This window comes from Thalassospiraceae bacterium LMO-SO8, assembly GCA_031655335.1.
GTDB lineage: Bacteria > Pseudomonadota > Alphaproteobacteria > Rhodospirillales > Casp-alpha2 > UBA1479.
This window is the reverse complement of the sequence record CP134226.1, coordinates 2,570,749-2,596,771: the sequence shown is the minus strand read 5'-3', so window position 1 is coordinate 2,596,771 and position 26,023 is coordinate 2,570,749. Positions and strand designations below refer to the sequence as shown.

The window sequence follows — 26,023 nt, the reverse complement described above, 5'->3', positions numbered from 1 at the left end:
GGCCCCACCAGTTGCCCGGTGGGGCCGTCCCTGATCAGAGATCCTTCATTCCCCCCGAAGGGGGCCCCTGGGAAAACTGACCGGGTTCTAGGCCTGGGGATGTTCCTTGCGGACCACCCTTGTCCCTGAACCCATGTGAAGGATACGCCCCGCCTCCGGGGCGGACAACGGCGATACGATCCACACCCCTGTGGAACATGGGGAAAACCTAATGTTTGGAATCAGGAGCGCGGCAGAGCGAGAAGATTACGCGTCTGGCCGTCGGCGAAGGCGCCCGTGGCGGCGCGGAAATCCGGCCAGCCGCAGTCGGCGATGACACCGTCGAGCAGCAGGCCGACGAGGTCGTATCCGGCCCCGTCGAGAAGATCGGCGATCGCCGCCCGGTCCCCGGCACTTTCGTGCCCGCTTTCGAACACAAGGCGCGGTTTGCAGGTTTCCAGCGTGCGCCGTGCCCCTTCCAGCACGCGGCGCTCCGCCCCTTCGACATCGATCTTGATCAGGTCGAGCCGGCCCAGGCCGCGTTCCGCCACGAAGTCGTCCAGAGTGATCGTCGGCACCGTGGCGCCACCCCCCGACGACAGGCCGGACAGGGCGCCGTCACCGCCGGCCGCCATGGTCACGTTGAAGGGGGCCTCGCCGGTCGCCTCCGCCACGGCGGACCGCACGATCTCGACCGTCTCCCCATGGCCGTTAAGACGGGCCGTCTTTTCAAGGGCGTCGGCAAGGACCGGCACCGGCTCGAAGGCGTAGACCCGGCCTTCTGTGCCGACAGCGGCCGCCAGCGGCACCATCCATTCGCCCAGGTTGCCGCCGATATCGACCGCCACGTCGCCGGGCCGCGCCACCAGGGCCGTCACCGGGTCCGGCACACCGCCGTCGATCACCAGACGCTGTCCCTGCCGGTCCAGGTCCGCCGGGATGTACAGCCACAGGCCGTCGGCGCCGTAGGGCACATAGCCGCCCCGCCAATCCGCCGCCAGACGCCGGGCAAACCCGTCGCGCGGATCGCTCAGCAAATGACGCAGGCGCAGGCGGCCCCGCCACTTGTCGCGGGTGACGCGATAACGGCCGATTTCCTTGAACAGCTTACGCAACGTATCGAAGGCCACCCCAATCCCCTTCCCGGCCGTCAGGCCGACCGTGCCTTGTCCCGGCCGAACCGTTTGTTGAAACTGCGTTTCCAACGATAGAAATGCCGGAATCGGCGCTGATGGGGCATGGCCTGCATGATTTCGCGCGCCCGGTCGTTGCCGTGGAAAGTGGCGAGCGTTCGCCGGACGGCGGGGTCGTCACCGAAGTAAAGCACCGCCATCCCGGAACAGGTGCCGTAAAGCAGTTCGGGCGCGGCACCGGCGATCCGCGCGATTTCGGCCATGCCCGGGTTCATGTTCCACATCACCACATCGTGGAACAACACCAGGGCATCCTTGGCCAGGTACGGCTGCACGGCCTTGAAGTCCTTCACCACCTGCTCGTTGGTGTGCAGGCCGTCGATGAAGCAGAACTCGACGGGGCCGTCGAACTGATCCGCCATCACCCCGGCGACGCCTTCGGGCGAGACCGCCTGCACGGCGGTCAGGTTGAGACCTTCCTGACGGGCGAGCGTGTTGGTCATCTCCAGCCCGGTCAGGGAATTGGCGTCGAAGCCGGCGTCAATGGCGACAATCCGCGCCGTCGGGTTCAACAGACCCACGGCAAGCGCACTCCAGCCGAAGGAGTTGCCGATCAGGAAGCCGGTCTTGGGCCGCCAGCCGTCGAACAGGCATTCCAGGAAATAGATTTCCTTCATGGAAATGCCGAGCCCGTTGGTGAAGCTTTCCCCGTCCTTCAGCAACCATGTGAAGGGCGCTTCGATACAGCCGTCCAGGTGGCTCGGGCTGAGGCCGGACGAAACCGAAAAGCCGAGGCCTTCGTACAGTTCGTGGAGTTTGTTGATGATCGGCATTCGGCCCCTCGTTTTGTCGCCCGCATGTTTATACGACCTATGCCGCAGGTTGCCCAGACGGCGGTTTTGATCCATACGTGTCCCACGTCAAACAACCGAACAGGCGAAGGAATCCGACGACGTGAACGGCAAGGACACTCCCGCCCTGCGGGTCCTGTTGCACAGCAAGTTCCTGGGGGACTGGATCCTGCGCCAGACCCCCAATGGCACGGGCGTGTGGGGCAACTGCCAATTCATCGTCAACGGACCGCCGGGCGACTATGACCGAGTGTTCGTCTACGACACCATGGCTGGGCCCGTGCAGGCCAATTGCCCGCCGGACGGCACCTTCATGCTGGTCGGCGAGCCGCCGGAACTGAAGGACTACCCCCTGCCCTTCCTGGCGCAGTTCGGCAACGTCGTGTCACCCGACACCAACACGCCGCATCCCAGCCTGATCGACAGCCAGACGGCGCAGCCCTGGTTGGCCGGGATCGGCCAGTACGTGGACGCCCCCAACAAGGCGATCATGACGCTGGAGGACCACCGCGCGGCGCGGCCGGAAAAGACGGGACTGCTTTCCGTCATCGCGTCGTTCCGCAACACGACCAACGGCCACCGCGCGCGCATCGCCCTGGTCGAGGCCTTGAAGAAAAAGTTCGGCGATCAGGTCGCCGTGATGGGCCGGGACGCCATTCCGTTCACCGAGAAGTGGAGCGCCGTCGCGCCCTTCAAGTACCACGTCGCCTTGGAAAACAGCCGCTTTCCCAACTATTTCACGGAAAAACTGGCGGACGCCTATCTGGGCGACACCTTCCCGTTCTATTGGGGTTGCCCCAACGTCGAGGATTATTTCAATCCAGAAGGCTTCCGCCGCATCAACGTCTACGATCCCGAAGGCGCGGCCGAAACGATCGCCACCGCCATCGACGAAGGCCTGTACGAGAAGACCCAGGCGATCCGCGACGCCGACCGCGTGCGCCTGATGGACGAATACAACATCTTCGCGCTGATGGCCCGGCTGGCCGAACGCCCGGTGCGGCAGGCCCCGCGACCGATGGTCCTTCAGCCGGAATCCGAATACCGCGATTCCGAACTCCGCAAGCTGCGCAAGCGCCTGAAGCGCGCGGTGCCGCGGAGCCTTCGCCCCAAGCGCTGGAAGGTCTAAGGCCCGGCTCTAGCCGCGCTTGTAGTCGTCCTGAAGGCGTTCGATGTCGTCTTCCTCAAGGTAATCGCCGACCTGCACCTCGATCAGGTGCAGGGACTGGTCCGTGCGGTTTTCCAGGCGATGGACCGCGCCCGCGTCGATATAGGCCGACTGGTCCCGTTGCAGGGTGAATTCCTTGTCGCCGTTGACGACCGTCGCCGTGCCCTCGACCACCACCCAATGCTCCGTGCGATGCTTGTGCCGTTGCAGGGACAGCCGCCCACCCGGCTTGACGACCAGGCGCTTGACCTTGAAGCGGTCGCCGCGCTCGATATCCGTGAACGCACCCCAGGGCCGGTGCACGCGGGGGTGGGACGTGATTTCGCCCCGCCCCGCCCCGGCCAGGCGCTCGACCAGGGCCTTGACCTCGGACGCCCGCGCGCGGGGCGCCACGAACACGGCGTCCCCGGTCGCGACGACGCAGAGATCGCGCAGGCCCAGGGCGGCGACCAGGCCGCCGTCCTCGTTGCGCAGGTAGCACCCGGCGACGTCCTCGGCGACGACGTCGCCGATCAGGGCGTTGCCGTCCCCGTCCTTGTCGGCCAGATCCCACAGCGCGTTCCACGCGCCCACGTCGTTCCAGCGGAAATCGGCGGTCACCACGGCGGCGGCATCGGTCTTTTCCATGACCGCGTAGTCGATGGAATCGGCGGGGCTTTCCGCGAAGGCGGCGGCGTCCAGGCGGATGAAATCCAGGTCCGCGCCGCGCCCGGCCACCGCCTTGCGGCAGGCGGCGACGATGTCCGGATTAAGTGTCTCCAGTTCGGCCAAGAATTCGCGCACGGGAAACACGAACATGCCGCTGTTCCAGGCGTAATCGCCGCTGTCGAGATAGCTTTGCGCCGTCGCGGCATCCGGTTTTTCCACGAACCGATCGACGCGGAAACACCCCTCCCCGCCCAGACCGGCCCCGCGCTTGATGTAGCCGTATTCCGTAGATGCGTGGGACGGCTGCACGCCGAAGGTCACCAGCATGCCCTCCCGCGCCAAGGCATGGGCGCGATCGACAGCGTCCAGGAACGCCGCCCGGTCGCCGATCACGTGATCGGACGGCAGCAGCACCATCACGCCATCGGGGTCGTCCTCGGCGATCACCAGAGCCGCCACGGCGGCGGCAGGCGCGGTGTTGCGGCCCACGGGCTCCAGCACGATGCGGGCGTCCACGTGGCCTTGGCTACGCAGCTGTTCCGCCACCACGAAACGGTGTTCATCATTGGCCAGCACCAGAATGGGCGCGAACCGCGCGCGGTCGGCGACGCGCTCGGCGGTTTCCTGCAACAGGCTGTCGTCCCCGGTCAGCGGCAGCAGCTGCTTGGGATAGGACGCACGGGACAGGGGCCATAGGCGCGAGCCCGACCCGCCCGACAGAATGACCGGATAAAGCTTGCCCGCCTCAGCCATCGGCATTGTCCGCCACGTTGGCGACATACCAGGCATAGGCATCGGCGAACCCGGCCTCGGGCGGCCGGGCGGCGGCCCATCCCATGGCCGCCAGCCTGGACGAATCCATCAGCTTGCGGGGCGTGCCGTCGGGCTTGGCCGCATCGAAATGAAAGCCGCCTTTGTAGCCGATGATCCGCGCAAGCAGATGGGCCAGATCCTTGATCGAGACTTCCGTTCCGCTGCCGACGTTGACGTGGTCGGCATCGGAATAGCGGGTCATCAGGAACACCAGGGCGTCGGCCAGATCGTCGACATACAGGAATTCGCGCAAGGGGGACCCCGTGCCCCAGATTTCCACGCTGTCCGCCCCGGACACCTTGGCCTGATGGATTTTCACCATCAGGGCGGCGGCGACATGGCTGGTCACCAGATCGAAGTTGTCGCCGGGGCCGTACAGGTTGGTCGGCATGGCGGAAATGAAATCGCAGCCGTGCTGTTCGCGGTAGGCCTGACACAGCTTGATGCCGGCGATCTTGGCGACGGCGTACCATTGATTCGTCGGCTCCAGCGGGCCGGTCAACAGCGCGTCCTCGCGCATGGGCTGGTCCGCCAGCTTGGGATAGATGCAGCTCGACCCCAGGAACATCAGCTTCTTCACCCCGGTGCGGTAGGCGCCGTGGATGATGTTCGCCTCGATCATCAGGTTGTCGTAGATGAAGTCCGCCGCGCAGGTCGCGTTAGCGAGAATGCCGCCGACCTTGGCCGCCGCCAGGAACACGGCGTCGGGCTTGGCGTCGGCCATCCAGGCCTCGACCTCGGCCTGGCGGGTCAGGTCGGCGGTGGCGCGGCCGACCGTCACGACCTCGCAGTCCTCGTCGGCCAGCCGCCGAACCAAAGCCGATCCGACCATGCCCCGGTGGCCCGCCACCCAGACACGCTTGCCGGACAGGCTGAACAATTCGTCAGTCACCGCCGCGGACCCGGCCCTGGCCGGTCTTGGCGACCGCCGCCATGTCGGCCGCGACCATTTCCGTGACCAGGGTCTTGAACGGTGTCGTGTGTTTCCAGCCCAGAACCTTATGCGCCTTGGCCGGATCGCCGAGCAGAAGTTCGACCTCCGTCGGGCGGAAATAGCGGGGATCGATTTCGATCAGAACGCGGCCGCTGGCGTCGTCCAGGCCTTGTTCCGCGACGCCCTTGCCCTGCCAGCGGATGGTCACGCCGGTTTCGGCGAAGGCCAGTTCGACGAACTCGCGCACGCTGTGGGTTTCGCCGGTCGCCAGCACGAAATCGTCAGGCGTTTTCTGCTGCACGATCCGCCACATGCCCTCGACGTAATCCCGGGCATGACCCCAGTCGCGCTTGGCGTCCAGGTTGCCGAGGAACAGCTTGTCCTGAAACCCCTGGGCGATGGCGGCGACCGCGCGGGTGATCTTGCGGGTCACGAAGGTCTCCCCCCGGGTCGGGCCTTCGTGGTTGAACAGGATGCCGTTGGAGGCATGCAGGCCATAGGCCTCGCGGTAGTTTCGGGTGATCCAATAGGCGTACAGCTTGGCCGCCGCATAGGGGCTGCGCGGCTCGAACGGGGTGTCCTCGTTCTGCGGCGCCGGCGCGTTGCCGTACAGTTCCGACGTCGAGGCCTGATAGAATTTCGCGGTCTTCTCCAGACCTAAAATCCGCATGGCCTCGAGCAGCCGCAGCGTGCCGAGTGCGTCGGAGTTCGCCGTGTATTCCGGGGTTTCGAAGCTGACCTGGACGTGGCTTTGCGCCGCCAGGTTGTAGATTTCCGTGGGCTGGGTTTCCTGCACCAGGCGGATCAGATTGGTGGCGTCCGTCATGTCGCCGTAGTGCAGGTGAAAGCGGACGTCCCGTTCGTGGGGATCCTGGTACAGATGATCGACGCGGTCGGTGTTGAACGACGACGACCGCCGCTTCACCCCATGAACGGTGTATCCCTTGGCAAGCAGCAGTTCGGCCAAAAGGGCCCCGTCCTGGCCGGTCACGCCGGTAATCAGTGCAACTTTATCGGACACGCGGCTGGTTCCTCCCTCTGCCCCTCAGGGTGCACCGATTATACCCGCAGGATACGCGGGCGGCGGCCTATTTATCGGCAAGCGCCGCCTGCGCCGCCGCAAGGCGCGCGATCGGCACGCGGTAGGGCGAACAGGATACGTAGGTCAGCCCAACCCGATGACAGAAGGCGACGGAGGCCGGATCGCCGCCGTGTTCGCCGCAGATGCCGAGCTTGATGTCCGGGCGGGTCTTGCGTCCGCGCTCCACACCGATCTGCACCAGTTCGCCCACGCCTTCCTGGTCGATGGACACGAACGGGTCCTGTTCCAGCACGCCCTGACGCTGATAGATGTCGAGGAACGTGCCCGCATCGTCGCGCGAGAAACCGTAGGCGGTCTGCGTCAGGTCGTTGGTGCCGAAGGAAAAGAATTCCGCCTGCTCGGCGATCTGGTCGGCGATCAGGCAGGCGCGCGGCAGCTCGATCATGGTGCCGACCATGTAGGGCAGTTCGATGCCCTGCTCGGCCATGACTTCCTTGGCGATGCGGTCGATGATCGCCTTCTGCATCTCGAACTCCTTCTTGATGGAGACGAGCGGCACCATGACCTCGGGGAACGCCTTCTTGCCTTCCTTCATGATCTCGGCCTGGGCCTCGAAGATGGCGCGGGCCTGCATTTCGCAGATTTCCGGATAGGCGATGGCCAGGCGGCAGCCGCGATGGCCCAGCATGGGGTTGCTTTCATCCAGTTCCGCCCGGCGCACGCGCACGTCTTCCGTGGTCACGCCGGCCGCCTTGGCGACCTCGGCCAATTCCGCGTCCGTGTGCGGCAGGAATTCGTTCAAGGGCGGGTCGAGCAGACGGATGGTGATGGGCAGGCCGTCCATGATGTGGAACAGCTCCAGGAAATCCTGGCGTTGATGCGGCAACAGGTTGTCCAGCGCCTTGCGCCGCTCGGTCTCGTCGCGGGCCAGGATCATCTGGCGCATGTGGACGATGCGGTGTGGGTCGAAGAACATGTGTTCCGTGCGCGACAGGCCGATGCCCTCGGCGCCGAACTTCTTGGCGGTCAGCGCATCAAGGGGCGTTTCCGCGTTGGCGCGCACGCCGATCACCTTGATCTCGTCGACCCAGGCCATCAGTTCGCCGAAATCGCCGGACACCTCGGGCTGAATCATCGCGACTTCGCCCAGCATGATCTCGCCGGTGGAGCCGTCCAGGGTGATGACGTCGCCTTCGTTAAGGGTCTGGCCGAGGGCGTGCAGGGTCTTCTTACTGTAGTCGACGCGCAGTTCACCCGCCCCGGACACGCAGGGCGTGCCCATGCCGCGGGCGACAACGGCGGCGTGGCTGGTCATGCCGCCACGGGTCGTCAGGATGCCTTCGGAAACATGCATGCCGGTGATGTCTTCCGGGCTGGTTTCCGTGCGGCACAGGATGACCTTCTCACCCTTTTCGACCCAGGCTTCCGCGTCCTCGGCGGAGAACACGATGCGTCCGGTGGCCGCCCCCGGCGAAGCCGGCAGGCCGCGCCCGATGACGGTCTTTTCCGCCTTGGCGTCCAGGGTCGGGTGGAGAAGCTGGTCCAACTGCGCCGGGTCGATGCGGGCCACGGCCTCGTCCTTGGTGATCAGACCTTCGGCCACCATGTCGACGGCGATCTTCAGCGCGGCCTTGGCCGTGCGCTTGCCCGAACGGGTCTGCAGCATCCACAACTTGCCCCGCTCGATGGTGAACTCCATGTCCTGCATGTCCTTGTAATGGCGCTCCAGCTTGTCGCGCACGGCGACCAGCTCGCCGAACACGGGCGGCATGGCGGTTTCAAGGGATTGCAGATTGGATTCCTGCTGATCGCGTTCGAACTCGGTCAGCGGCTGCGGCGTGCGGATGCCGGCGACCACGTCCTCGCCCTGGGCGTTGATCAGGAACTCGCCATAGAAATGGTCGTCGCCCGTGGACGGGTTGCGCGTGAAGCACACGCCCGTGGCGCAGTCGTCGCCCATGTTGCCGAACACCATGGCCTGCACGTTGACGGCGGTGCCCCAGGCGGCGGGAATGTCGTTGAGGCGCCGGTAGGTGATGGCGCGGGTGTTCATCCAGCTGCCGAACACGGCGCCGATGGCGCCCCACAACTGCGCCTGCGGGTCCTGGGGAAAGCCTTCGCCGCGCTCGTCCTGCACCAGCTTCTTGAAATCCTTGACCACGGCCTTCCAGTCGTCGCCGGTCAGCTCGGTGTCCAGGCTCTTGCCCAGGCGGTCCTTGTGCTCTTCCAGAACGTCCTCGAAATTGTGGTGCTCGACACCCAGCACGACGTCGGAGAACATCTGGATGAAACGGCGGTAACTGTCATAGGCGAACCGCGCGTCGCCGCTTTCCTTGGCCAGGGCCTCGACCGTTTCGTCGTTGAGGCCCAGGTTGAGGATGGTGTCCATCATCCCCGGCATGGAGGCACGGGCGCCGGAGCGGACGGAAACCAGAAGCGGCTTGTCCGTCGAACCGAATTTACGGCCGAGCCCCTTTTCGACCTGGGCCAAGGCCCCCGCGACGGCGTCCTTCAAGTCGCCGGGATAGGTCTTTTCGTGGTCATAGTAATAGGTGCAGACCTCGGTCGTGATCGTGAACCCGGGGGGCACCGGCAGGCCCAGGCCCGCCATTTCGGCCAGGTTGGCACCCTTGCCGCCCAGAAGTTCCTTCATCCCCGCATCGCCGTCGGCAGTGCCGTTCCCGAAGTTGTAGACCCATTGTGTCATCGAATACCTATCCTTCGATCTTGGAAAAGTCGGCGACGCCTTCCAGCGCCGTCCGGATCATGGAGAGCAGTTTCAAACGGTTCTCGCGAACCTTGGCGTCGTCCGTATTGACGGTGACTTTGTCGAAAAAGGCGTCGACGGGCGCGCGCAGGCCGGCCAGCGCCGCCATGGCGCCGGTGAAGTCCTCGGCCGAGACCTTTTCCGCGATCGCCGGTGCCGCGTCCTCGAGCGCGCTGTAAAGCGCCCGTTCTTCGTCGTCCTTCAGAAGCGTGTCGTCGGGCTGCGCCGCGTAGGACGTGGCGTCCTTCTTTTCCTCGATCTTCAGGATGTTGGCCGCGCGCCGGTAGGCGGTCAAAAGATTGCCGCCGTCGTCGCTGCCGAGGAAATCGGCCAGGGCCTCGACCCGGGCCAGCAGACGCACCAGGTCGTCTTCCCCGCCCAGTGCGAAGACCGCGTCGATATGGTCGTGCTTCACGCCCTGTTCGCGCAGATGGACCTTCAGACGGTCCGCGAAGAAGGCCAGCAGGTCCGACCCGACCGCATCGCCCTTGCCGTAAAGTTCCCGCGCCTGAGTGAAGGCGGCGAGCAGCGGCAGGCTCAGCTTGTTTTCAATGATCAGGCGGATGACGCCCAGCGCCGCGCGGCGGAGCGCATAGGGGTCTTTCGATCCCGTCGGCTTTTCGCCGATGGTCCAGAAGCCGACCAGGCTGTCGATCTTGTCGGCCAGCGCCACGCAGACGCTTTCCGGCTTCGACGGGCAGGCGTCGGAGGGACCAAGCGGCGAATAATGATCGGAAATGGCGGCGGCCACGGCCTCGCTCTCGCCGTCGTGGCGGGCGTAATAGGCGCCCATGACGCCCTGCAGGTCAGGGAATTCGCCGACCATGCCGGTCGACAGGTCCGCCTTGGCGAGGCGCGCGGCGGAACGCACCTTGTCGCGGTCCGCCTTGGGCACATAGTCGCACAAGGCAACCGCCAGGGCCTGCATGCGGTCGACCTTTTCGTCGAGCGTGCCCAGCTTGGCGTGGAACACCCGGTCCTTCAACTGCGGCGCCTTCGACGCCAGGGTCGTCTTGCGGTCCTGGTCCCAGAAGAACTTGGCGTCGGCCAGCCGCGCGCGCAGAACCCGTTCGTTCCCGGCGATGACCTGGCGGCCGCCGTCGGCGGTTTCCCGGTTGGCGACGACCACGAACCTGGGCGCCAGGTTGCCCTTGGCGTCTTCCGTCGCGAAATATTTCTGGTGCTTGCGCATGGAGGTGATGAGAACCTCCGGCGGCACGTCCATGAATTCGGCGTCGATGTCGCCCATCAGCACGACCGGCCATTCGACCAGTCCCGCGACCTCATCCAACAGCGCCGGGTCGTCCTTCAGGGTCACGCCGGCACCCTTGCACATTCTGGCGGCGTCGGCGGCGATGGTCTGCTTGCGGGCGTCCGGGTCGATGACGACCTTGGCCGCCTTCATCGCCTTTTCGTAGTCGGCGAAATCGGACACCGAGATGCCGGCCGGCGCCATGAAGGCATGACCGCGGGTGGTGACCCCGGCCTGAATGCCGGCGAATTCCAATTCCAGGCCTTCCTGATCGTAGACCGCCAGGATGGAATGCAGCGGGCGGACCCAGCGCGCCTTGCCCGTGCCCCAACGCATGGACTTGGGCCAGGGCAGGGCCTGTAGGGCCGCCTGGATGATGTCCGGCAGGATCAGGCGCGTCTTGCCGCCCGCCTGTTCGACCTGGGCGAACAGGAAGGTGCCTTTTTCCGTTTCCCGTTCCGTGACCTTGGTGTTCTTGGGCAGGGACTTCATAAAGCCCTGCTTGGCCTGTTCCGGCGCGTCGGCGCGGGGGCCGCGGCGTTCCTCGGAAATGTCGGCCTGCTTGGCCGGCAGACCGTGGACGACCAGGGTCAGACGGCGCGGGGTGACATAGGTCTGCGCATTGGTGAAGGACAGCCCGGCGCCCTTCAGGCCGTCGCCGACCAGACGTTTCAGGTCGTCGGCGGCGCGCGCCTGCATGCGGGCGGGGATTTCCTCGGACAGCAGTTCCAGAAGAAGCTCGGGCATCACGCGACCTCGACCCCTTGGGATTTCATCCAGGCCCTGGCCGATCCCTTGGCCAGATCACGCACGCGCAGGATGAACGCCTGGCGTTCGGTGACGCTGATGACGCCCCGCGCATCCAGCAAATTGAACAGGTGCGACGCCTTCAGACAGTAGTCATAGGCGGGCAGCGCCAGATCCTTGGACAGCAGGTGCGCGCATTCCTTTTCCGCGTCCTCGAAATGGCGGCGCAGCATGTCGGTCGAGGCATGTTCGAAGTTATGGGCGGAATATTCCCGTTCGGCCTGCAGGAACACGTCGCCGTAGGTCTTGCCGCCCTTGTCTTTCGGAATGCCGTCCCAGTCCAGGTCGTAGACGTTTTCGACGCCCTGCACGTACATCGCCAGACGTTCCAACCCGTAGGTGATTTCCACCGGCACCGGATCGCATTCATATCCGCCGACCTGCTGGAAATAGGTGAACTGCGTCACCTCCATGCCGTCGCACCAGACTTCCCAGCCCAGCCCCCAGGCGCCCAAGGTCGGGCTTTCCCAGTCGTCCTCGACGAAACGGATGTCGTGGGTGTCCTTGTCGATGCCGATGGCATAGAGGCTTTCCAGATAGGTCTGCTGCACGTCCGCCGGGCTCGGCTTCATGAGCACCTGAAACTGGTAATAATGTTGCAGGCGGTTGGGGTTCTCGCCGTAACGGCCGTCGGTCGGGCGGCGCGACGGCTGCACATAGGCGCATTTCCACACGTCATCCGGCTTGCCCAGCGAACGCAGGGTGGTCGCCGGGTGGAAGGTGCCCGCCCCCACTTCCATGTCGTAGGGCTGCAGGATCACGCAGCCCTGGTCGGCCCAGAACTGCTGAAGCGTGAGGATGAGCGACTGAAAGCTCGGCTTGTCGCCGGAGGTGTTCGCCATGGCGGCGGGTTCCAAAGGATTTGCGGTTAAGAAATCGCGTTATGTTGCGGTGCCAGAAAATAGGGGGCGGGGTCCGGACGGTCAAGGAAGGAACCGCACCTTCGTCACTCCGGATAGGGACAGTCGGTTTTACCGCAATTTCGCATGCCCTGGGCGGCGACGAAGGCACCGCAGGTGGCGCATTCGACCATGTCCTCGACCTCGGGTGTCCTGGCCTTGGCGGGCCCGGATTCCTTCATCCGGCGGGCGTCCTGGCGGTCGAGCGCGCGTTTCTGGGCCTGAACGCGGCCCAGCCACTTGAACGCATACCACACGGCGGCGATGGCCAAACCCGTGAACAACAGCTTTTGGATGGAAAATCCGAACATGAGGCCTTTTAGGGGTTGGGCGGCAGAGTGGTCAAGGAATCCCGTGGCCTCTTAAAGACCGAAACGGTTCCAGATCATCCGTTCCTCGATAGCGGCCACCGCCTGGCCCGCCCAATCGGGGCCGGCGGGGGCATCGCCCGACAAGGCGCCGAAGCGCAGACGGCCGAAAAGCCCCCGCCGCTCGCCGACCACCCGCAGTTTCACCTTGTCGCCATAACGCGCGCGCATGACCGCCCGCAGGTCGCCAAGGCCATCGATCAGGCCCAATTCCACGGCCTTGCTCCCGGTCCAGAAGGCGCCGGAGAACAGGTCTTTTTCCGCGCCCTTGAGGCGGTCGCCCCGGCGGGCGCGGACCATGTCCTTGAACGCCTCGTGGATATCGCCCTGAATGTCCTTCAGGTGTTTCACCTCGGCCGGCTTTTCCGGCTGGAACGGGTCGAGCATCGCCTTCTTGTCGCCGGCCGTATGCAGGCGGCGTTCCACCCCCAGCTTTTCGATCAGGCCTTGCAGGCCGAATCCGCCCGACACCACGCCGATGGACCCGATGATGGAGGACGCATCCGCATAGATTTCGTCGGCGGCGCAGGCCAGCCAATAACCGCCGGACGCAGCGACATCTTCGGCGAAGGCGACGACGGGAATCTGCTTTTCATCGGCCAATTGGCGGATGCGGCCCGCGATCAGCGCCGACTGCACGGGCGAGCCGCCCGGCGAGTTGACGGCCAGCGCCACGGCCTTGAGGTTGCGCAGCTTGAACGCGCGCTGAAGAACGCCCGCCTGGGTGCCCAGGCTGAGCCCCCGGCGCAACCCGCCCATGCCTCCGATAACGCCGGACAGCCGGACCACCGCCACCGTGGGCGGCGGGTCGAGCAGGGCGCCGATGATGGGAAGGCCGCCGAGACCACGGGATTCCGGCTGGGTGTCTGACATGCCCTATTGTGCGGCCTTGCGCCCCACGCTGTCCACCGTGAAGGCGGCGGCCAGATCCGGTTCGTCGAAATCGGCCCCCTGCCGGTTCGACTTCGCCGCCATGGCCTGCTGCAAGGCGGCCAGTTTGCGGAGCTTTTCATCGAGGATATTGAGATCGGCGCGGACCTGCGACTTGAGCGCCGCCATTTCACCGTCGACAAGGTCGAACTTGGCGTCGGACACGCTGGCGACGTCACGGGTGATCCATTTCTGGCGCTGGACCATTTCCTTTTCGACGTGATCCTTCAGACGGTCCAGCTCGTAAGCCAGGTCGTCCTTCATCTGAATTTTGATCTGATAGACGTTCTTGGCCAGCGTGCTGACGTAGAACAGCACGCCCAGAACGCCCAATGCGATGAATGCGCCAATGATGGCGATAACCGCTGCGTTACCCACTATCTCACCGGCCCTCGAAGACCGTCCCTGAATTTTTGATATTTGGCGTCGTTTCGCGCCATATATTATGTAAGCATTCTGTAAGGGAATATCCCAGGTAGGGACAGGCCTGACAAGTGACGAGACGCACAGTTTGGGCCACTTTCTGGACCTCAAGGGCGATTCAGGGCGATATCCGCATACCCCCGTAGGATTTCATCCACAGGGGCGGAAAAACCACCCTCCGGTTCATGCAAAACCAGGGGCGCCAGCCTGCGCATGTCCATCGCAGCACCCTTGATTCCCTGCGCGATCATCCGCCCTGGACGCCCCTCCTCCGGCTTGCCCTGAACCGGCTGTAGGGTAACCGCGCCGAAAAACCCCGACATAAGATCGGCCAGTTCATCCCCCCGCCCGCCGTGGTGGATGAAGGTGACCGTGCCGCCGCCCCGCACCAGGCTGGCCGCCGTCCGCACCCAATCGGCCAGGCCGGCCCGCCCCTCCACCGTCGCCAGTGCCTTCACCGGATCGGGCGAGGGACGCGAGGTGCCGGCTTTTTGAAAGGGTGGATTGGCCATGACATGGTCGAAGGCCCCGGCCCCGACGCCACCCGGCGGAGCCAACAAATCGCCCGCCACGAACCGGACCGCCTCCGCCATGCCGTTGGCCGCGGCACTTTCGCGGGCCAGGGCGATCAGCGGTTCCTGAATATCCAGCCCGGTGACCGACACCCCGGCCACGCGATGGGCCAGGCAAAGCGCCGCCGCACCGGCACCGCATCCCAGGTCGAGCACGCGGTCGCCGGGCCGAGCCGGAACGGCCGCCTGCATCAGGATCGGGTCGATGGCGGAGCGATAGCCGCGCCGGGGCTGAAAACAGACGACCCTGCCGTCCAGCAGGCGGGTCTCCTCGGCGTCGATGGCGGCAGCGGTCATGGCGGGCCTCAATCCAGGGGATCGCGGTCGCCGCGGGCGATTTCCTCGGCCTCGACGACAACCCGCTTGGCGCGGGCAAGGTCGCCCTCATCCACCATGATGCGGCGCTGGATGGCCAGGACATTGCCGTCCATGACGCTGGCGTGGGTGTCGAACACCTGGGCCGGCACGTCGAGCGCCGCCAGCCGCGCCTGCATCCAGGACAACAGCACCGGATCGTTGGTGCGGAACAGTTCGACCATGGCATGCCCCTTCGCCGCCCCGGCCCGTCCGTCGCAGTTGACCATGGGGCCTGGCGGTCCCTATGCTCACGGCTCCTGGAACAACCGTCAAGCGACGAACAATCGGATATAAGGGGAAACGCCGTGGCCCTTGTGGTCGACCTTGAAGGCGAACGCCAAAAGAAACCCAATCTGGACAAGCTTCAGGCCCTGGTCGCCGACGACCTGAAGGCCGTGAACGAAGTCATCGTCCAGCGCATGGAAAGCCCGGTCGCGCTGATTCCGCAACTGGCGGGTCATCTGGTGGCATCGGGCGGCAAGCGTCTGCGCCCCATTCTGACACTCGCGTCGGCCCGCATGTGCGGCTACCAAGGCAAGCGCCATATCCCGCTCGCCGCTTGCGTCGAATTCATCCACACGGCGACCCTGCTGCATGACGACGTGGTCGATGAAAGCGAACTGCGCCGGGGCCAGGCATCGGCCAACGCGGTCTGGGGTAATCAGGCCAGCGTGCTGGTCGGCGATTTCCTGTTTTCCCGCGCGTTCCAGGTGATGGTCGCCGACGGCGCGATCAAGGTGCTGAAGATTCTGTCCGACGCCTCGGCGGTGATCGCCGAGGGCGAGGTCATGCAGTTGATGACCACCGGCGACACCGCGACGGGCGAAGCCAATTATCTGGAAGTCATCACCGCCAAGACGGCGGAACTGTTCGCCGCCGCCTGCCGCATCGGCGCCGTGGTCGCCGAACGCCCCAAGGCGGAAGAAGACGCCCTGCTGTCCTACGGCACCAATCTGGGCATCGCGTTTCAGCTGATCGACGACGTGCTGGACTATTCGGCCAAGCAGGCCGAACTGGGCAAAACCGTGGGCGACGATTTCCGCGAGGGCAAGATCTCGCTGCCGACGATCCTGGCGTTCAACCGGGGTAATGAGACCGAGCGCACGTTCTGGCGCCGCACGCTTGAGGACATGGAACAGACCGACGACGATCTGGCGCATGCCATTACCCTGATGACCAAGCATCACGCGCTTTCCGACACCGTCGACCGGGCGCGGCATTACGGCGCCGTGGCGCGCGACGCGCTCGGCATTTTCCCCGACAATGCGCAGAAACAGGCGCTGCTGGAACTGGTCGATTTTTGTATCGAGCGGGCGTACTGACCTAAATTCCGAACCCGGCGCGGCCAGCCGCGATTTCCGGTTCAGTCCTTGCCCTTCTTCGATCGCGGCTTCAGCTTGGCGCTGTCCTTGCCGTCGAAATCGCCGACGCCGCTTTCGATGGCATAGCAGGCCAGCCGGACGGACAGCGGAATCTCCACCGTCTTTCCGTCGCGCTCACCCTTTTCATAATACTGGATGATGCGGGGCTTCAGGCCCAACGCCTTTGCCGCGTCCTTCTGCGACAACTTGTGGCGCTTGCGCCAATGCCGGAATGCGTCGCCGTCCATGCTCATGTTCTGTAACTCAAGTGTCATGGCAATTTAGTTCGTCTCGACGAAGGTGATCAATGGGGACCAATCGGCCTGGGCATCCAGGGACCGCCGATCGCCCTTGTCGAACACGCTGACGCCCGAATAGGCCCCATCCGTATATAGCGCCCGGTCGGCGATGATCGCCCCCACCGGATGCTCCAGGCTTTCGATGAATGTGTCCAATTCCTGGGCCGAGCGCGTACGCGCCCGCACCCGGTTGCCGACCAGGATCACCGGCTTCCGATGGCTGCGGATCGGCTTCAGATCGTCGATCTTCTTCAGGAACCGCTGCGTCGCCGCCTGGTCGAAGGCCGAGGGCAGGATCGGCAGGATGATGACCTCGGCCATCTTCAGCAGTTCGCGGAACCGCGCCAGGCCGAGCGCCGCCGGCGCGTCGATGACCAGACGCTGAACCTTCTTGGGCGGTGCCTTGAAGGTCTTGGTCCAATCCAATCCGGTGATGCCCGGCAAATCCGAAGGGCGGCGCTTGAGCCAGGACAGACTGCTTTTCTGGCGGTCGACGTCGGCCAGCGCCGTGTTCAGGCCGCCCTGGGCGAAGGCGGCGGCCAGATTGGTGGCGATGGTCGTCTTGCCGCAGCCGCCCTTGGAATTTGCGACCAAAATCGCGCGCGCCATATCCGTCGTCCCTCTCCGGCCTGCCGGTGGCTATTTGCCCTTGCGCCAGAACGGCGGGGCGTTGGTGAACTTGTCCCAATCGGCCAGCAGGCGCGGTTCGCTGTCGTGCAAACCCCGCGCGTGCCAACCCATGATGGCGGCCGAGGCCGCGCGGACCGCGGGTTCCTTGCCGCTGCGCCCGCCCCGATGGTCGGCGGCGAGATCGGCCAGCAGGGTCTCCGCGACGGCGACGTCGTTGAGGTGACCGAAGTCGTCCTGCAAACGCTCAAGTGCCCGCAGGTATTTCTTCTTGGCCGGCGACTCGTAGAGCCCTTGCAGAAAATCGGTGTTGTAGCGCAGCTTCTTAAGCCGGATGCGCAGCAGGTGGCGTGCCGGCACGTCCAGTTTCGCCAGGCCGTCGCCGGCCTGTAGCGTCTTTTTATGGGCGCGGTTCAGGATCGGGCCGGCCCAATCCATGATCGGCTGGGCCAACGGATGGTCCGGCGGACAGGGCTGCGGCGCCCAGCCCTGGGTTTCCGTGAAGGCCGACAAGCGCAGCACGAGACCGGCATAACGCGGCGATTTCAAGGCCTCGCGAACCAGCACATAGGCGTCGAGCCTTCGGTCCTCGGCGGCGGCGGCAAGCTCGATCATGGCCGCCGGCTCGACCCCCGCCTTTTTCGGCGGGCCGAGAATTTCGGCGGTGAACACGTCCCAGTCGCGGGCCGGGCCGAACTGGTCGGCGATCCATTTCAATTCCGCCTTCAACCAGTCCACCCGGGCCGGATCGAGCAGCTTGGAAAACACCGACAACATGGACCGCATGCGCCGGACGGCGACGCGGAACTGATGCACGCCTTCTGGGTCCGTGCCCTCTATGGCCGGCCCTTCGTTGGCCAACATGTGGCGGGTACCGGCGCGCAAAATCTCGGCGATGGCCGCGTTGACCGATTGATCAGGGCGCAAGGCCGTGCGCCCGGCACGCACGGGAGCGACCACGGGTGGCGTCAGCAGCCGGTAACCACGCGCCGCCTTGGTTTCCTGAATGATCGTCAGGCCCGCCGTCTGCTGTAATTCCAGCGCCACCTCGAACAGGTCGCGGGGGTCGCCCTGCAACAGTTCCAGTTCGCATTCCTGAATCTTCTCGCGCAGCTTGGCGCGGGCGCCCTTTACCGGAATGCCCGCGGCGTTGCGATTGACGGCGACGACCTCGCCGTTGTCGATGGCGATTTCGATGCGGCTTTCCGGGCCCATGGCGCCACGGCGGGTCACCACCGCCCGCTCGCGCGTGAAGCGGGTGCGGAAGGTTTCCTGCAACTCGCCGGGCAGAACAAGGCCCATGACCTCGACCGCCGCCTCGGGCAAAAGGTCCAGGCGCGGGGTCAGGCTGTCGACTTCCTGTTCCCATTCGCCGCGCGCGAACAGCGCGCCGGTGCCGTCGTTTTGCGATTTCACGTTCTGGATGAACCGGCCCTTCTTGCGGCGCACGCGCAGGGTCGCCCCCCGCCGGCCGAGGCGCATGTCCGGGGTGTCGTAATAGACGCTTTCCAGATCGTCGGTGACCCAGGTGATGCGGCCGCTGGACAGGTTCTGGGCCGCCTTCCGGACGGCGCGCAGTTGGGCAACCGTGCCGCCCAGCTTGCATTCGTATTCCCGGTCGCCATGCCCAGCGGCATGGGACGCCGTCGCCGTCATGGTCTCTCCCCCCCGGCCGCGCTGCGTGCTATCCGTCAAAATGCCCCCCGCCGGACAATCATCGTCCCGCGATTCTTCCCTGTTTGACCGTTCGCGATGCGTCATTCGCCGCACAAAACCGCACAAAGTGCGTATTTTCAGACTACAGCCCGCGCCCGGCCCGATCAATCAAGAAATTCGTCCGCCGCCGGCCGGCGCGAAGCCCGCCGATTGCCCCGCCGAATGCCCCCGCCAAAACACTTGCCGCCTGCCGCGTCCCGGCGCTTGCTCTGGCCCTCAAGCACCGCTATAACGGGCGCCCGTCGCGGCCCGGCGGCAACGGACGTCACGTCCCTGCCGGCCTTGTCCGCGGCGTCCATGCCGGAGTGTAGCTCAGCCTGGTAGAGCACCGTCTTCGGGAGGCGGGGGTCGGAGGTTCGAATCCTCTCACTCCGACCATTCTGGGCGGAAGCCCGATGTGTTGAAACGGAAACGGCCCCTGGGGATTTTATCCCCCAGGGGCCGTTTTTCCGTTCCGGGCGCTAATCTTTCCCACCAGCCTCTCGCCAGCGGTCGGCGCTCTTACCGGCGGCGGATGCTAACCCGCGCCGGGCGGAACGTGTCTTATAGGCCTGCCGTTATTCGGCGGCGACCACCGTGCGGGCCTGATTCAGCGTGGCGCCGGCGTCGCGGAAGTTGCCGTCGGCACATTCGACGCGGGCCCGCTCGATCAGTTGGTTGAACAGCAGTTCCGACTGTTCGCCGACGACGGGGTTTTCGTCCTTCGTCTTCAGCGTATCGGCGATGACCTGTTCACATACCGGCAGGGTGGCGATTTCCTGCGCGGAAACGGCCGTGGCGAACGGCACGAAAGAAAGAAAACCAAGAACGGCGGCGGTCTTTTTGGCGCTCGAAAGCGACATGGAAGTGCTCCATCAAAGGCGCTCCCCGGTTCCAACCAGGGGCGCTGAGAGTGACGCATTAAGGGCTGAACAAGCAGCATGTGGCGCCTGACACCGCGGGCCCGTCCGGTTTCCCGGGGCCCGCGCGAGCGGCGCGTCCGATTTTTGCGGGGACGCGCGCGACAGGTCTTCAATCCCAGAGTCCTCAATTGCGGATAATACGCCTTTCGCGAACCAACCCCCAGGAAATCCGGGGCCAAATCCCCCGCAAGAACATCATGACAGCAATCGCTTAAATGCATTTGACGGCCCGCCGGGCCGGGACCGGGCGCTTTCGCTTTCGCGTTTAATTGGCTAGGTTAGGCGGCCGAAGGGGAGGAGCACCGCTCCTTGCAGATTCAAGAACCACACGCCGGGGCCGTGCCATGACTTCTTTGACCGAAACGCCGCGCCGCGCCGCCAGGACCCGCCGTCTGGCGGCCGCGCCGATGCTGGCCGTCCTGTTGCTGCTCGGCGGCTGCGAGACGGCCAACAACGCCCTCTCGACCGTTGCCGACAAATCCGCGGAACTGTGGAACACCATGTCATCGCCGTTTGCCCGGGGCGAGGACAGGGAACTCAGCCGCGACCCCACCCGCGAACGCCGCGCCGACGTGGAGAAATGGGAACGCATCCGCGAATCCGACGATCCGACCGTGTTCCAGACTTTCATCGAAACCTATCCGGACAGCGCCCTGACCCATCTGGCACGCCGCCGGCTGGCGACCCTGCAGCCGACCCAGGGAACGCATGTTCCCTCGACCTATGCGACGGAACAGCCGCGGCCGCCCCAGGTTCGCCACACCACGGGGCAGATGCCGCCGCCCGCCCCGCCGGGCCAGTTCCCCGTGCCCTGGGTCCTGGGCCGCTGGGCCATCGACTGTTCGCGCAAGGAAGGCGGCAACGGCGTCACCTACAATCAGGTCGATGCCGGCAAGGTCCGGGTCATCCGAGACGACGGCAGCGCCGCCGTCTATGCCGTACGCCGCGAGGACGACATCCTGGTGCTGGAGGCCGACGGCCTGATCTACCAGGACAAGATCGTCAGCGCGACGGAACTGCGGTCCTACGCCGTCAAGTACAACGACCAATGGCATCAGGTGGACCTCGTCTACCGCAAGTGCGACTGACGGCCGCCCGACCCCTTCGAATTTCGCGCCCCGTCCGATTCGCCGCCAAACGCAAAACCCCGGCCCGCGCGAACGCGGACCGGGGCCGTGGGTTTGCCAATCCTTGGGGTCGGATCGGGCGTAATGCCCTAACGAATGCGGACCCGCCTAGCGGGGGTTGTTGGTGTGACGAATGCCGTAGGCGGCCGCAGCCATGAACGCAACGGCGGCGGCGATGCAAACACCAAGAAAAATCATGCTTCCTGTCGTCATCTTTCGAAATTCCCGTGGTTCCAATGGCATGACTTTAGGGCGCCGGGAAAGGCGCCGGCATTGATCTAAATCAACACCTCGGAGGTTTCCGGCACGGAGCGCTTCGGACATATCCACAGATTGTGAATAACCCCGTGGCCTAAGGACTCCGAGCCCCGGGCCACTTCGGGTACACTTGCGCGCCCGTGGAGGGCCGCCCAAGGGAGGGCGGAACGGAAAGGTCATCATCATGCGCAATGCCGTCATCGGCATCGTCGTGGGGTTGGTTGTCGGCGTTGTCCTGGGGGTCTCCATCATCGCCCCCCGCCTGAACGCATCGCTGCCCGAAACCGCCGCCCAGGCCGTGGCCGGGCTTACCCCCGAGCCCTCGGCGCCAAGCGAGCCCTCCCCCGCACCGGCGGCAGAGCCCTCCGGCCCGACCGCCGCCGCGGAAAGTCTGCTGGCCCCCGCCATCACCCCCGATCCCATCGTGCGCTGGCGCATGGAAAGCGCCTTCGCCAGCGGCCTGCCGCAGCTCGGCGCCCAGGCCAAGCGGATCGAGACGGAGATCTGGCGCGTGTCCGCCGGCGGGATGGAGATCGCCTTCAACGAGCCGGGAACCCTGGTGCAGGGCAAGGACATGATCAGCGCCGTCAAGGACGGCACCGTCGATGCCGCCTTTGTCGCCCCCGAAAGCTGGCCGGCGGCCATCCCCGCCCTGCAACTGTTCGGCGCCGTGCCATTCGGCCCGCGGGCCGAGGAATACCTGGCCTGGCTTTATTTCGGCGGCGGCGAAAAGCTGTTGAACGGCCTGGCCGAGGGCCTTGGTGTGCGGATCGTAATCTGCGGACTGGTGTCGCCCGAAGGGGCCGGCTGGTACCGCCGGCCGCTGACCACGGTCGAGGACCTGAAGGGGCTGCGGGTGCGCATGACGGGCCTGGGGGCCAGGGTAATGAACCGCCTGGGCGCCAAGACGGTCACCCTGAACGAAGGGGAAATCTTCCACGCCCTGGAAACCGGCGCGATCGACGCCGCCGAGTATTCCATGCCGGCCATCGACGTGCAGCTCGGCCTGCACCGCATGGCGCGGAACTACTATTTCCCCGGCTGGCATCAACCGGCGACACTGCTGGCGCTGGTCGTCAACAATGACCGCTGGGCCGCCCTCAAGCCGGTGCAGCGCTCGCAGCTGCGCGCCGTGTGCGGCGACAACGTGCGCCACGGCCTGGCCGAGGGCGAGGCCTCGCAGTATCGCGCTCTTCTGAACCTGACCAAGGAAGGCGTGACCGTACGTCGCTGGCCGCGGGAGATTCTCGGCAAATTGTCCAAGGCCTGGGACGAAGTCGCGCGCGACACCGCGAAGCAGGACAAGGATTTCGCCAAGGTGTGGAAATCGCTTGATCGGTTCCGCAAGGATTACGCCGTATGGCGCGACGCGGGCGGCAGATAGGCCCCGCTCCGCTCATTCACCCTGATTTCGGCTTGCTTACTGGCCCGCGCCGGCCACGGTGCCCGGCCCGTCGTCGCCCAGCACGTCGGCGGGCAATTCATCCATCTTGGTCAACAGGTATTCCAGGTCCGAGGACTCGAACTCGACGCCCAGGTCGTCGTACTGGGTCATGATCCGCTCAATCATGCGCCGGGCATAGCGTTCGCGGTCGTTCTCGCCACCATCCATTTCCGTTTCCCGGCTGACGTCGAGCGCCGCGCGCACGGCCATGAACTGGGCCGGCGGCAGCTTGGCCTTGTCGAATATCGCGCGCAGGCCCAGGGGGCCGCGGTCGTGGATCAGACGCCGCGCATTTTCCAGCGTGACCCCCGCCCGTGTCGCCATCGCGCATTCGAAAAAGGTGATGTCGCCCATGCACAGCGCCCGCAGGGTGATCGACGGCGTCAGGCGGCCATTGTCATTCAACTGGCGGGTCAGGATCATCACGTCATCGACACCGGAATCGGAGGACAGGCTGATGGTCGCCCGCTCGCGCGATTGCAGGATGATGTCCGTGGTCATCGACGCGGGCAGTTCGTGGCGTTTGACCAACTGGTCACGCAGGTTTTCCGACACCAGGGTCACCAGCCGTTCGGCCACCGTCACCGGCAGGGAGGCTCGGTTGACCATGGCCGACTGCACCCCGGCGCGGTCGCCGAAATCGTCAACCACCTTCTGGAAGGTGCTTTCGGAAATGGCCGCCCCCTCGTTGGCGACCAGACGGGTCACCGCCGCCTCGTTGCCGGAACTGACCAGGGCGTCGGATAATGCCTCCGACACGGTGGCGCGGCCGGCGACGGCTTCCTGCTTGGCGGGGTCTTGCGATCCGATGATGGCGATCAGGTCGTCGTCGTTCAGGACTTGGGAAAACTCGATCATCGGCAGCGCCACCTGGTCGATGTCGTTGGCCAAAGCCACCGCCACGTCGTGCGGCACGTTGCCGTTCTGCTTCAGGTTTTCCGTCAATGCCTGACGCACGCGGACCTCCGCGTCCTTGACCATCAGGCGAAAGATTTCCTCGGCAAGGGCCCGCTCGGTGGGGCTCAGCTTGCCGGGATCGAAGGCCCCGGCGACCTTGGCGGCGGTCGCGGCGCGGTTGTCCGGCGTGGGGTCGGACAAAAGCTTGGCAACATCCGCTTTGCTTAGATTATCTACCGGCATGAGTATGCAACACTCCTTTCACAGTCCGGGGGATATCCCCCATGACTGCGCCCACGACTTCCATGGCGAACAGTATAATGCGGATCGCCGGATGAATGAAATCATCTCCGCTGCCAGGGTTGCCGATTGCACATCCCGGACGGGATGCAGATAATGCGGCCCCACCCGCAAGGGTGTGGTTAAGATTTCCAACCAAAACACGATGGAAGGTTTTGTCTCATGAAACACGCTTCCCTAATGGCCGCCGCGGTGGCCGGCATCACAGCCTCGATGATGGTGGCCGCCGCCCCCGTCCAGGCCGACGCCGCCAAGGCGTTCAAGGGCAACCGCTGCGCACAGTGTCATACGGTTTCCGGCAAGCACACCATCGGCCCGTCCCTGAACAACATCATCGGGCGCAAGGCCGGTACGGCCGAAGGCTTCAAGACGTCGCGCTATTCCAGCTCCATGGTCGCCGCCGGCGAAAAAGGCCTGGTGTGGGACGCCAAGACCCTCGACGCCTATATCACCAACCCCAAAAAGTTCCTGCAAGACTATCTGGGCGACCCCAAGGCGACGACCAAGATGGCCTATCCGGGCCTGAAGAAAGAAGATCAGCGCGCGCTGATCATCGAATACCTGAAAAGCGCGAAATGATCGGCGCCCGCGGCCGCTCGCCGGCCGCGGGTCGGTCACTTGATCAATCCCTTTTCTCGGAAGTACCGCGCCGCCCCTTCATGCAGGGGCGCGGTCAGGGAGTCGCGCACCATTTCCTCTTTCCGCAGATTGGCGAGCGCCGGATGCATCTCGCGGAAGGCGTCGAAGTTGTCGAACACGGCCTTGACGATGGTGTAGACGGTCTCGGGCTTGGTCTTGGTCGAACTGACCAATGTCGCGCCGACACCGAACGTCTTCACGTCCTTCGGATTGCCCCGGTACATGCCGCCCGGAATCGCCGCCCAGCGGTAGAAGGGGCTGGTCTTGACCAGGGCCTGGATACCGGGGCCGTCGATCGGCACAAGAACCGCGGCACAGGCGTTCGCCGTCTCGCGGGTCGCGGCGGACGGGTGGCCGACCAGCGTGAAGAAGGCGTCGATCTTGTTGTCGCACAAGGCCTCGCCCTGCTGGTTGGCCTTGAACTCGGCGGCCAGCGCCAAGTCGCGGCGCTTCCAGCCGAGCGCCTGTTCGATCACCTGCCAGGTCGCCAGCGTCCCCGAGCCGGGATTGCCGATGTTCATGCGCCGGCCCTTGACGTCGTTGATGTGCTTGATGCCTGAATCCGCCCGCGCCATCAGGGTCACCGGCTCGGCATGCAGCGAGAACACGGCGCGCAGTTCGCCATAGGGGCCGCGCTTGTCGAACGGCCCTTCGCCGCGCAGGGCGCTGTACTGGGTATCCGACTGGGCCAGCCCCAGGTCCAGATCGCCGGATCTGATCGCGTTGATGTTGAATACGGACCCAAAGGTCGATTCGACCGAACAGCGCACGCCATGGTCCTTGCGGCCCTTGTTGACCAGCCGGCAGACGGCGCCGCCGGCGGGAAAATAGACCCCCGTGACCCCGCCCGTGCCGATCGAAACGAATTCGGCCGCCCGCGCGGCCCCCGGCCCCGCCGCCCAGGCGATGGACATCGCCACGATCAAAGCGCCCCGTCTAACCCACATTCGTCTGCTCCCTGGTGGATGCCTGCCGTCCATGTGCCGCGCGGAGAACACCGCCAGCCCCACGCTCGCGCGGATGATAGCCGTTCCTATGACGTTTGATGAGGGCCGATCTGCACGGGAATGCCGCCGAGGATCAGTTGCGGACGATTAGCACCGACTGCTTGGCCTGATGGGCGACCTTGTCCGCGTTATGGCCGAGCATGTCCGCATCGGTGCGCCGGTCGCACAGGACGATCAGGTCGCAGTCGGTTTCCTGCGCGCCGCGAAGGATTTCCTCATAGACCCGGCCGTGACCGACAATATGCTGTTTCTTGATCCCGCCCGGGATGTTCGCCTTGGTCCAGGCATGCAGGCGGGCCGCCGCTTCCTCCATGGTCTTCTTTTCGTAGCCCTCGGGAAAGAAATTGGCGACCAGGGAAGATCCGAAGGTCGGGATGACGACCATCACGTGAAGCGTCGCCCCGAACTTTTCGGCAAGCTCGACGGCGATCGGCGCGGACGCCGTCCAGGACGATTTGTCGTCGATGTCGATGGCAAGGAGGATGTCCTTATACATGTCTTGC

The 26,023-nt window shown here is 65.2% G+C and carries 25 protein-coding genes and 1 tRNA gene; 6 read left to right on the top strand and 20 right to left on the bottom strand.

Annotation, left to right across the window (positions count from 1 at the left end; translation table 11 throughout):
• Window positions 1-221: 221 nt before the first annotated feature.
• Both RJ527_12395 and RJ527_12390 read right to left on the bottom strand, forming a co-directional pair.
• Complete coding sequence (locus tag RJ527_12395) at window positions 222-1,109, bottom strand: FkbM family methyltransferase (protein WND74840.1); 888 nt, start codon at window positions 1,107-1,109, stop codon at window positions 222-224.
• A gap of 20 nt (window positions 1,110-1,129) precedes the next feature.
• Window positions 1,130-1,945 carry a class I SAM-dependent methyltransferase gene (locus RJ527_12390; GenBank protein ID WND74839.1) on the bottom strand — a complete coding sequence of 272 codons (816 nt, stop codon included), beginning with the start codon at window positions 1,943-1,945 and terminating at the stop codon, window positions 1,130-1,132.
• 121 nt (window positions 1,946-2,066) lie between these two features.
• Between RJ527_12390 and RJ527_12385 the strand changes: the two genes are divergently transcribed.
• Complete coding sequence (locus RJ527_12385; protein WND74838.1) at window positions 2,067-3,092, top strand: glycosyltransferase family 10; 1,026 nt, start codon at window positions 2,067-2,069, stop codon at window positions 3,090-3,092.
• Window positions 3,093-3,101: 9 nt separating this feature from the next.
• Here RJ527_12385 and RJ527_12380 read toward each other — a convergent pair whose 3' ends face one another.
• The 11 genes from RJ527_12380 to RJ527_12330 all read right to left on the bottom strand — a co-directional run bounded on the left by RJ527_12380 (window position 3,102) and on the right by RJ527_12330 (window position 15,170).
• Window positions 3,102-4,532, bottom strand: coding sequence for a mannose-1-phosphate guanylyltransferase/mannose-6-phosphate isomerase (locus RJ527_12380; GenBank protein WND74837.1), 1,431 nt, complete (start codon window positions 4,530-4,532; stop codon window positions 3,102-3,104).
• Complete coding sequence (locus RJ527_12375; protein ID WND78052.1) at window positions 4,525-5,424, bottom strand: GDP-L-fucose synthase; 900 nt, start codon at window positions 5,422-5,424, stop codon at window positions 4,525-4,527. Before RJ527_12375 ends, RJ527_12380 begins: the two co-directional genes overlap by 8 nt.
• A 52-nt stretch (window positions 5,425-5,476) precedes the next feature.
• The gene (gene gmd / locus RJ527_12370; protein ID WND74836.1) at window positions 5,477-6,547 is read right to left on the bottom strand and encodes a GDP-mannose 4,6-dehydratase; all 1,071 of its coding nucleotides are present in this window, start codon (window positions 6,545-6,547) and stop codon (window positions 5,477-5,479) included.
• 67 nt (window positions 6,548-6,614) lie between these two features.
• Complete coding sequence (ppdK, locus tag RJ527_12365; protein WND74835.1) at window positions 6,615-9,275, bottom strand: pyruvate, phosphate dikinase; 2,661 nt, start codon at window positions 9,273-9,275, stop codon at window positions 6,615-6,617.
• A 7-nt stretch (window positions 9,276-9,282) separates the two neighbouring features.
• A complete protein-coding gene (glyS, locus tag RJ527_12360; GenBank protein WND74834.1) occupies window positions 9,283-11,334 on the bottom strand; it encodes a glycine--tRNA ligase subunit beta in 2,052 nt (683 codons plus the stop codon).
• Window positions 11,334-12,236: a glycine--tRNA ligase subunit alpha gene (locus tag RJ527_12355; protein WND74833.1), complete on the bottom strand. Its 903-nt coding sequence runs from the start codon at window positions 12,234-12,236 to the stop codon at window positions 11,334-11,336. Before RJ527_12355 ends, glyS begins: the two co-directional genes overlap by 1 nt.
• Before the next feature lie 104 nt (window positions 12,237-12,340).
• A complete protein-coding gene (locus tag RJ527_12350) occupies window positions 12,341-12,604 on the bottom strand; it encodes a hypothetical protein (GenBank protein WND74832.1) in 264 nt (87 codons plus the stop codon).
• 51 nt (window positions 12,605-12,655) lie between these two features.
• Entirely contained in the window at window positions 12,656-13,534 is an 879-nt protein-coding gene (locus tag RJ527_12345; protein ID WND74831.1) for a S49 family peptidase, read from the bottom strand.
• A gap of 3 nt (window positions 13,535-13,537) precedes the next feature.
• Window positions 13,538-13,969 (bottom strand): hypothetical protein, encoded by a 432-nt coding sequence (locus RJ527_12340; protein WND74830.1) that lies wholly within the window; start codon window positions 13,967-13,969, stop codon window positions 13,538-13,540.
• A gap of 152 nt (window positions 13,970-14,121) precedes the next feature.
• On the bottom strand, window positions 14,122-14,883 hold the full coding sequence (locus tag RJ527_12335; GenBank protein WND74829.1) for a methyltransferase: 762 nt from the start codon (window positions 14,881-14,883) through the stop codon (window positions 14,122-14,124).
• A gap of 8 nt (window positions 14,884-14,891) precedes the next feature.
• On the bottom strand, window positions 14,892-15,170 hold the full coding sequence (locus RJ527_12330) for a DUF2007 domain-containing protein (protein WND74828.1): 279 nt from the start codon (window positions 15,168-15,170) through the stop codon (window positions 14,892-14,894).
• A gap of 78 nt (window positions 15,171-15,248) precedes the next feature.
• Here RJ527_12330 and RJ527_12325 point away from each other — a divergent pair, with 78 nt between their 5' ends.
• Window positions 15,249-16,265: a polyprenyl synthetase family protein gene (locus RJ527_12325; protein ID WND74827.1), complete on the top strand. Its 1,017-nt coding sequence runs from the start codon at window positions 15,249-15,251 to the stop codon at window positions 16,263-16,265.
• Between the two features lie 41 nt (window positions 16,266-16,306).
• On the opposite strand, the gene RJ527_12320 is transcribed toward RJ527_12325, so the two are convergent.
• The 3 genes from RJ527_12320 to RJ527_12310 are packed head-to-tail and all read right to left on the bottom strand — an operon-like array spanning window position 16,307 to window position 18,925.
• Window positions 16,307-16,552: a helix-turn-helix transcriptional regulator gene (locus RJ527_12320; protein ID WND74826.1), complete on the bottom strand. Its 246-nt coding sequence runs from the start codon at window positions 16,550-16,552 to the stop codon at window positions 16,307-16,309.
• A gap of 33 nt (window positions 16,553-16,585) precedes the next feature.
• Window positions 16,586-17,212 (bottom strand): ParA family protein, encoded by a 627-nt coding sequence (locus RJ527_12315; GenBank protein ID WND74825.1) that lies wholly within the window; start codon window positions 17,210-17,212, stop codon window positions 16,586-16,588.
• Between the two features lie 30 nt (window positions 17,213-17,242).
• Window positions 17,243-18,925, bottom strand: coding sequence for a CHAD domain-containing protein (locus RJ527_12310; GenBank protein WND74824.1), 1,683 nt, complete (start codon window positions 18,923-18,925; stop codon window positions 17,243-17,245).
• Window positions 18,926-19,247: 322 nt separating this feature from the next.
• Here RJ527_12310 and RJ527_12305 point away from each other — a divergent pair.
• A tRNA-Pro gene (locus tag RJ527_12305) sits at window positions 19,248-19,324 on the top strand.
• A gap of 179 nt (window positions 19,325-19,503) precedes the next feature.
• Here the strand turns inward: RJ527_12305 and RJ527_12300 are convergent.
• Window positions 19,504-19,788 (bottom strand): hypothetical protein, encoded by a 285-nt coding sequence (locus tag RJ527_12300; GenBank protein ID WND74823.1) that lies wholly within the window; start codon window positions 19,786-19,788, stop codon window positions 19,504-19,506.
• Window positions 19,789-20,192: 404 nt separating this feature from the next.
• On the opposite strand from RJ527_12300, the gene RJ527_12295 reads away from it, so the two are divergent.
• Both RJ527_12295 and RJ527_12290 read left to right on the top strand, forming a co-directional pair.
• Window positions 20,193-20,936, top strand: coding sequence for a hypothetical protein (locus tag RJ527_12295; protein WND74822.1), 744 nt, complete (start codon window positions 20,193-20,195; stop codon window positions 20,934-20,936).
• Window positions 20,937-21,417: 481 nt separating this feature from the next.
• Complete coding sequence (locus RJ527_12290; GenBank protein ID WND74821.1) at window positions 21,418-22,617, top strand: TRAP transporter substrate-binding protein; 1,200 nt, start codon at window positions 21,418-21,420, stop codon at window positions 22,615-22,617.
• A 36-nt stretch (window positions 22,618-22,653) separates the two neighbouring features.
• Here RJ527_12290 and RJ527_12285 read toward each other — a convergent pair whose 3' ends face one another.
• Entirely contained in the window at window positions 22,654-23,817 is a 1,164-nt protein-coding gene (locus tag RJ527_12285) for a DUF2336 domain-containing protein (protein WND74820.1), read from the bottom strand.
• A 219-nt stretch (window positions 23,818-24,036) separates the two neighbouring features.
• Between RJ527_12285 and RJ527_12280 the strand changes: the two genes are divergently transcribed.
• Window positions 24,037-24,453: a c-type cytochrome gene (locus RJ527_12280; GenBank protein ID WND74819.1), complete on the top strand. Its 417-nt coding sequence runs from the start codon at window positions 24,037-24,039 to the stop codon at window positions 24,451-24,453.
• Between the two features lie 35 nt (window positions 24,454-24,488).
• Here the strand turns inward: RJ527_12280 and RJ527_12275 are convergent, their stop codons facing one another.
• Both RJ527_12275 and RJ527_12270 read right to left on the bottom strand, forming a co-directional pair.
• On the bottom strand, window positions 24,489-25,460 hold the full coding sequence (locus RJ527_12275; GenBank protein ID WND74818.1) for a TAXI family TRAP transporter solute-binding subunit: 972 nt from the start codon (window positions 25,458-25,460) through the stop codon (window positions 24,489-24,491).
• A gap of 133 nt (window positions 25,461-25,593) precedes the next feature.
• Window positions 25,594-26,016, bottom strand: a complete 423-nt coding sequence (locus tag RJ527_12270) for a universal stress protein (protein WND74817.1) — start codon at window positions 26,014-26,016, stop codon at window positions 25,594-25,596.
• Window positions 26,017-26,023 lie beyond the last annotated feature (7 nt).

Bases quoted from the DNA above. Each gene is read 5' to 3' on its own strand.
- RJ527_12320 (WND74826.1), bottom strand. From the start codon at position 16,552: ATGGACGGCGACGCATTCCGGCATTGGCGCAAGCGCCACAAGTTGTCG.
- RJ527_12355 (WND74833.1), bottom strand. From the start codon at position 12,236: ATGGCGAACACCTCCGGCGACAAGCCGAGCTTTCAGTCGCTCATCCTC.
- RJ527_12390 (WND74839.1), bottom strand. From the start codon at position 1,945: ATGCCGATCATCAACAAACTCCACGAACTGTACGAAGGCCTCGGCTTT.
- RJ527_12350 (WND74832.1), bottom strand. From the start codon at position 12,604: ATGTTCGGATTTTCCATCCAAAAGCTGTTGTTCACGGGTTTGGCCATC.
- RJ527_12300 (WND74823.1), bottom strand. From the start codon at position 19,788: ATGTCGCTTTCGAGCGCCAAAAAGACCGCCGCCGTTCTTGGTTTTCTT.
- glyS (WND74834.1), bottom strand. From the start codon at position 11,334: ATGCCCGAGCTTCTTCTGGAACTGCTGTCCGAGGAAATCCCCGCCCGC.
- RJ527_12335 (WND74829.1), bottom strand. From the start codon at position 14,883: ATGACCGCTGCCGCCATCGACGCCGAGGAGACCCGCCTGCTGGACGGC.
- RJ527_12285 (WND74820.1), bottom strand. From the start codon at position 23,817: ATGCCGGTAGATAATCTAAGCAAAGCGGATGTTGCCAAGCTTTTGTCC.
- RJ527_12345 (WND74831.1), bottom strand. From the start codon at position 13,534: ATGTCAGACACCCAGCCGGAATCCCGTGGTCTCGGCGGCCTTCCCATC.
- RJ527_12330 (WND74828.1), bottom strand. From the start codon at position 15,170: ATGGTCAACTGCGACGGACGGGCCGGGGCGGCGAAGGGGCATGCCATG.
- RJ527_12295 (WND74822.1), top strand. From the start codon at position 20,193: ATGACTTCTTTGACCGAAACGCCGCGCCGCGCCGCCAGGACCCGCCGT.
- RJ527_12275 (WND74818.1), bottom strand. From the start codon at position 25,460: ATGTGGGTTAGACGGGGCGCTTTGATCGTGGCGATGTCCATCGCCTGG.
- ppdK (WND74835.1), bottom strand. From the start codon at position 9,275: ATGACACAATGGGTCTACAACTTCGGGAACGGCACTGCCGACGGCGAT.
- RJ527_12315 (WND74825.1), bottom strand. From the start codon at position 17,212: ATGGCGCGCGCGATTTTGGTCGCAAATTCCAAGGGCGGCTGCGGCAAG.
- RJ527_12290 (WND74821.1), top strand. From the start codon at position 21,418: ATGCGCAATGCCGTCATCGGCATCGTCGTGGGGTTGGTTGTCGGCGTT.
- RJ527_12270 (WND74817.1), bottom strand. From the start codon at position 26,016: ATGTATAAGGACATCCTCCTTGCCATCGACATCGACGACAAATCGTCC.
- RJ527_12380 (WND74837.1), bottom strand. From the start codon at position 4,532: ATGGCTGAGGCGGGCAAGCTTTATCCGGTCATTCTGTCGGGCGGGTCG.
- RJ527_12375 (WND78052.1), bottom strand. From the start codon at position 5,424: ATGGTCGGATCGGCTTTGGTTCGGCGGCTGGCCGACGAGGACTGCGAG.
- RJ527_12280 (WND74819.1), top strand. From the start codon at position 24,037: ATGAAACACGCTTCCCTAATGGCCGCCGCGGTGGCCGGCATCACAGCC.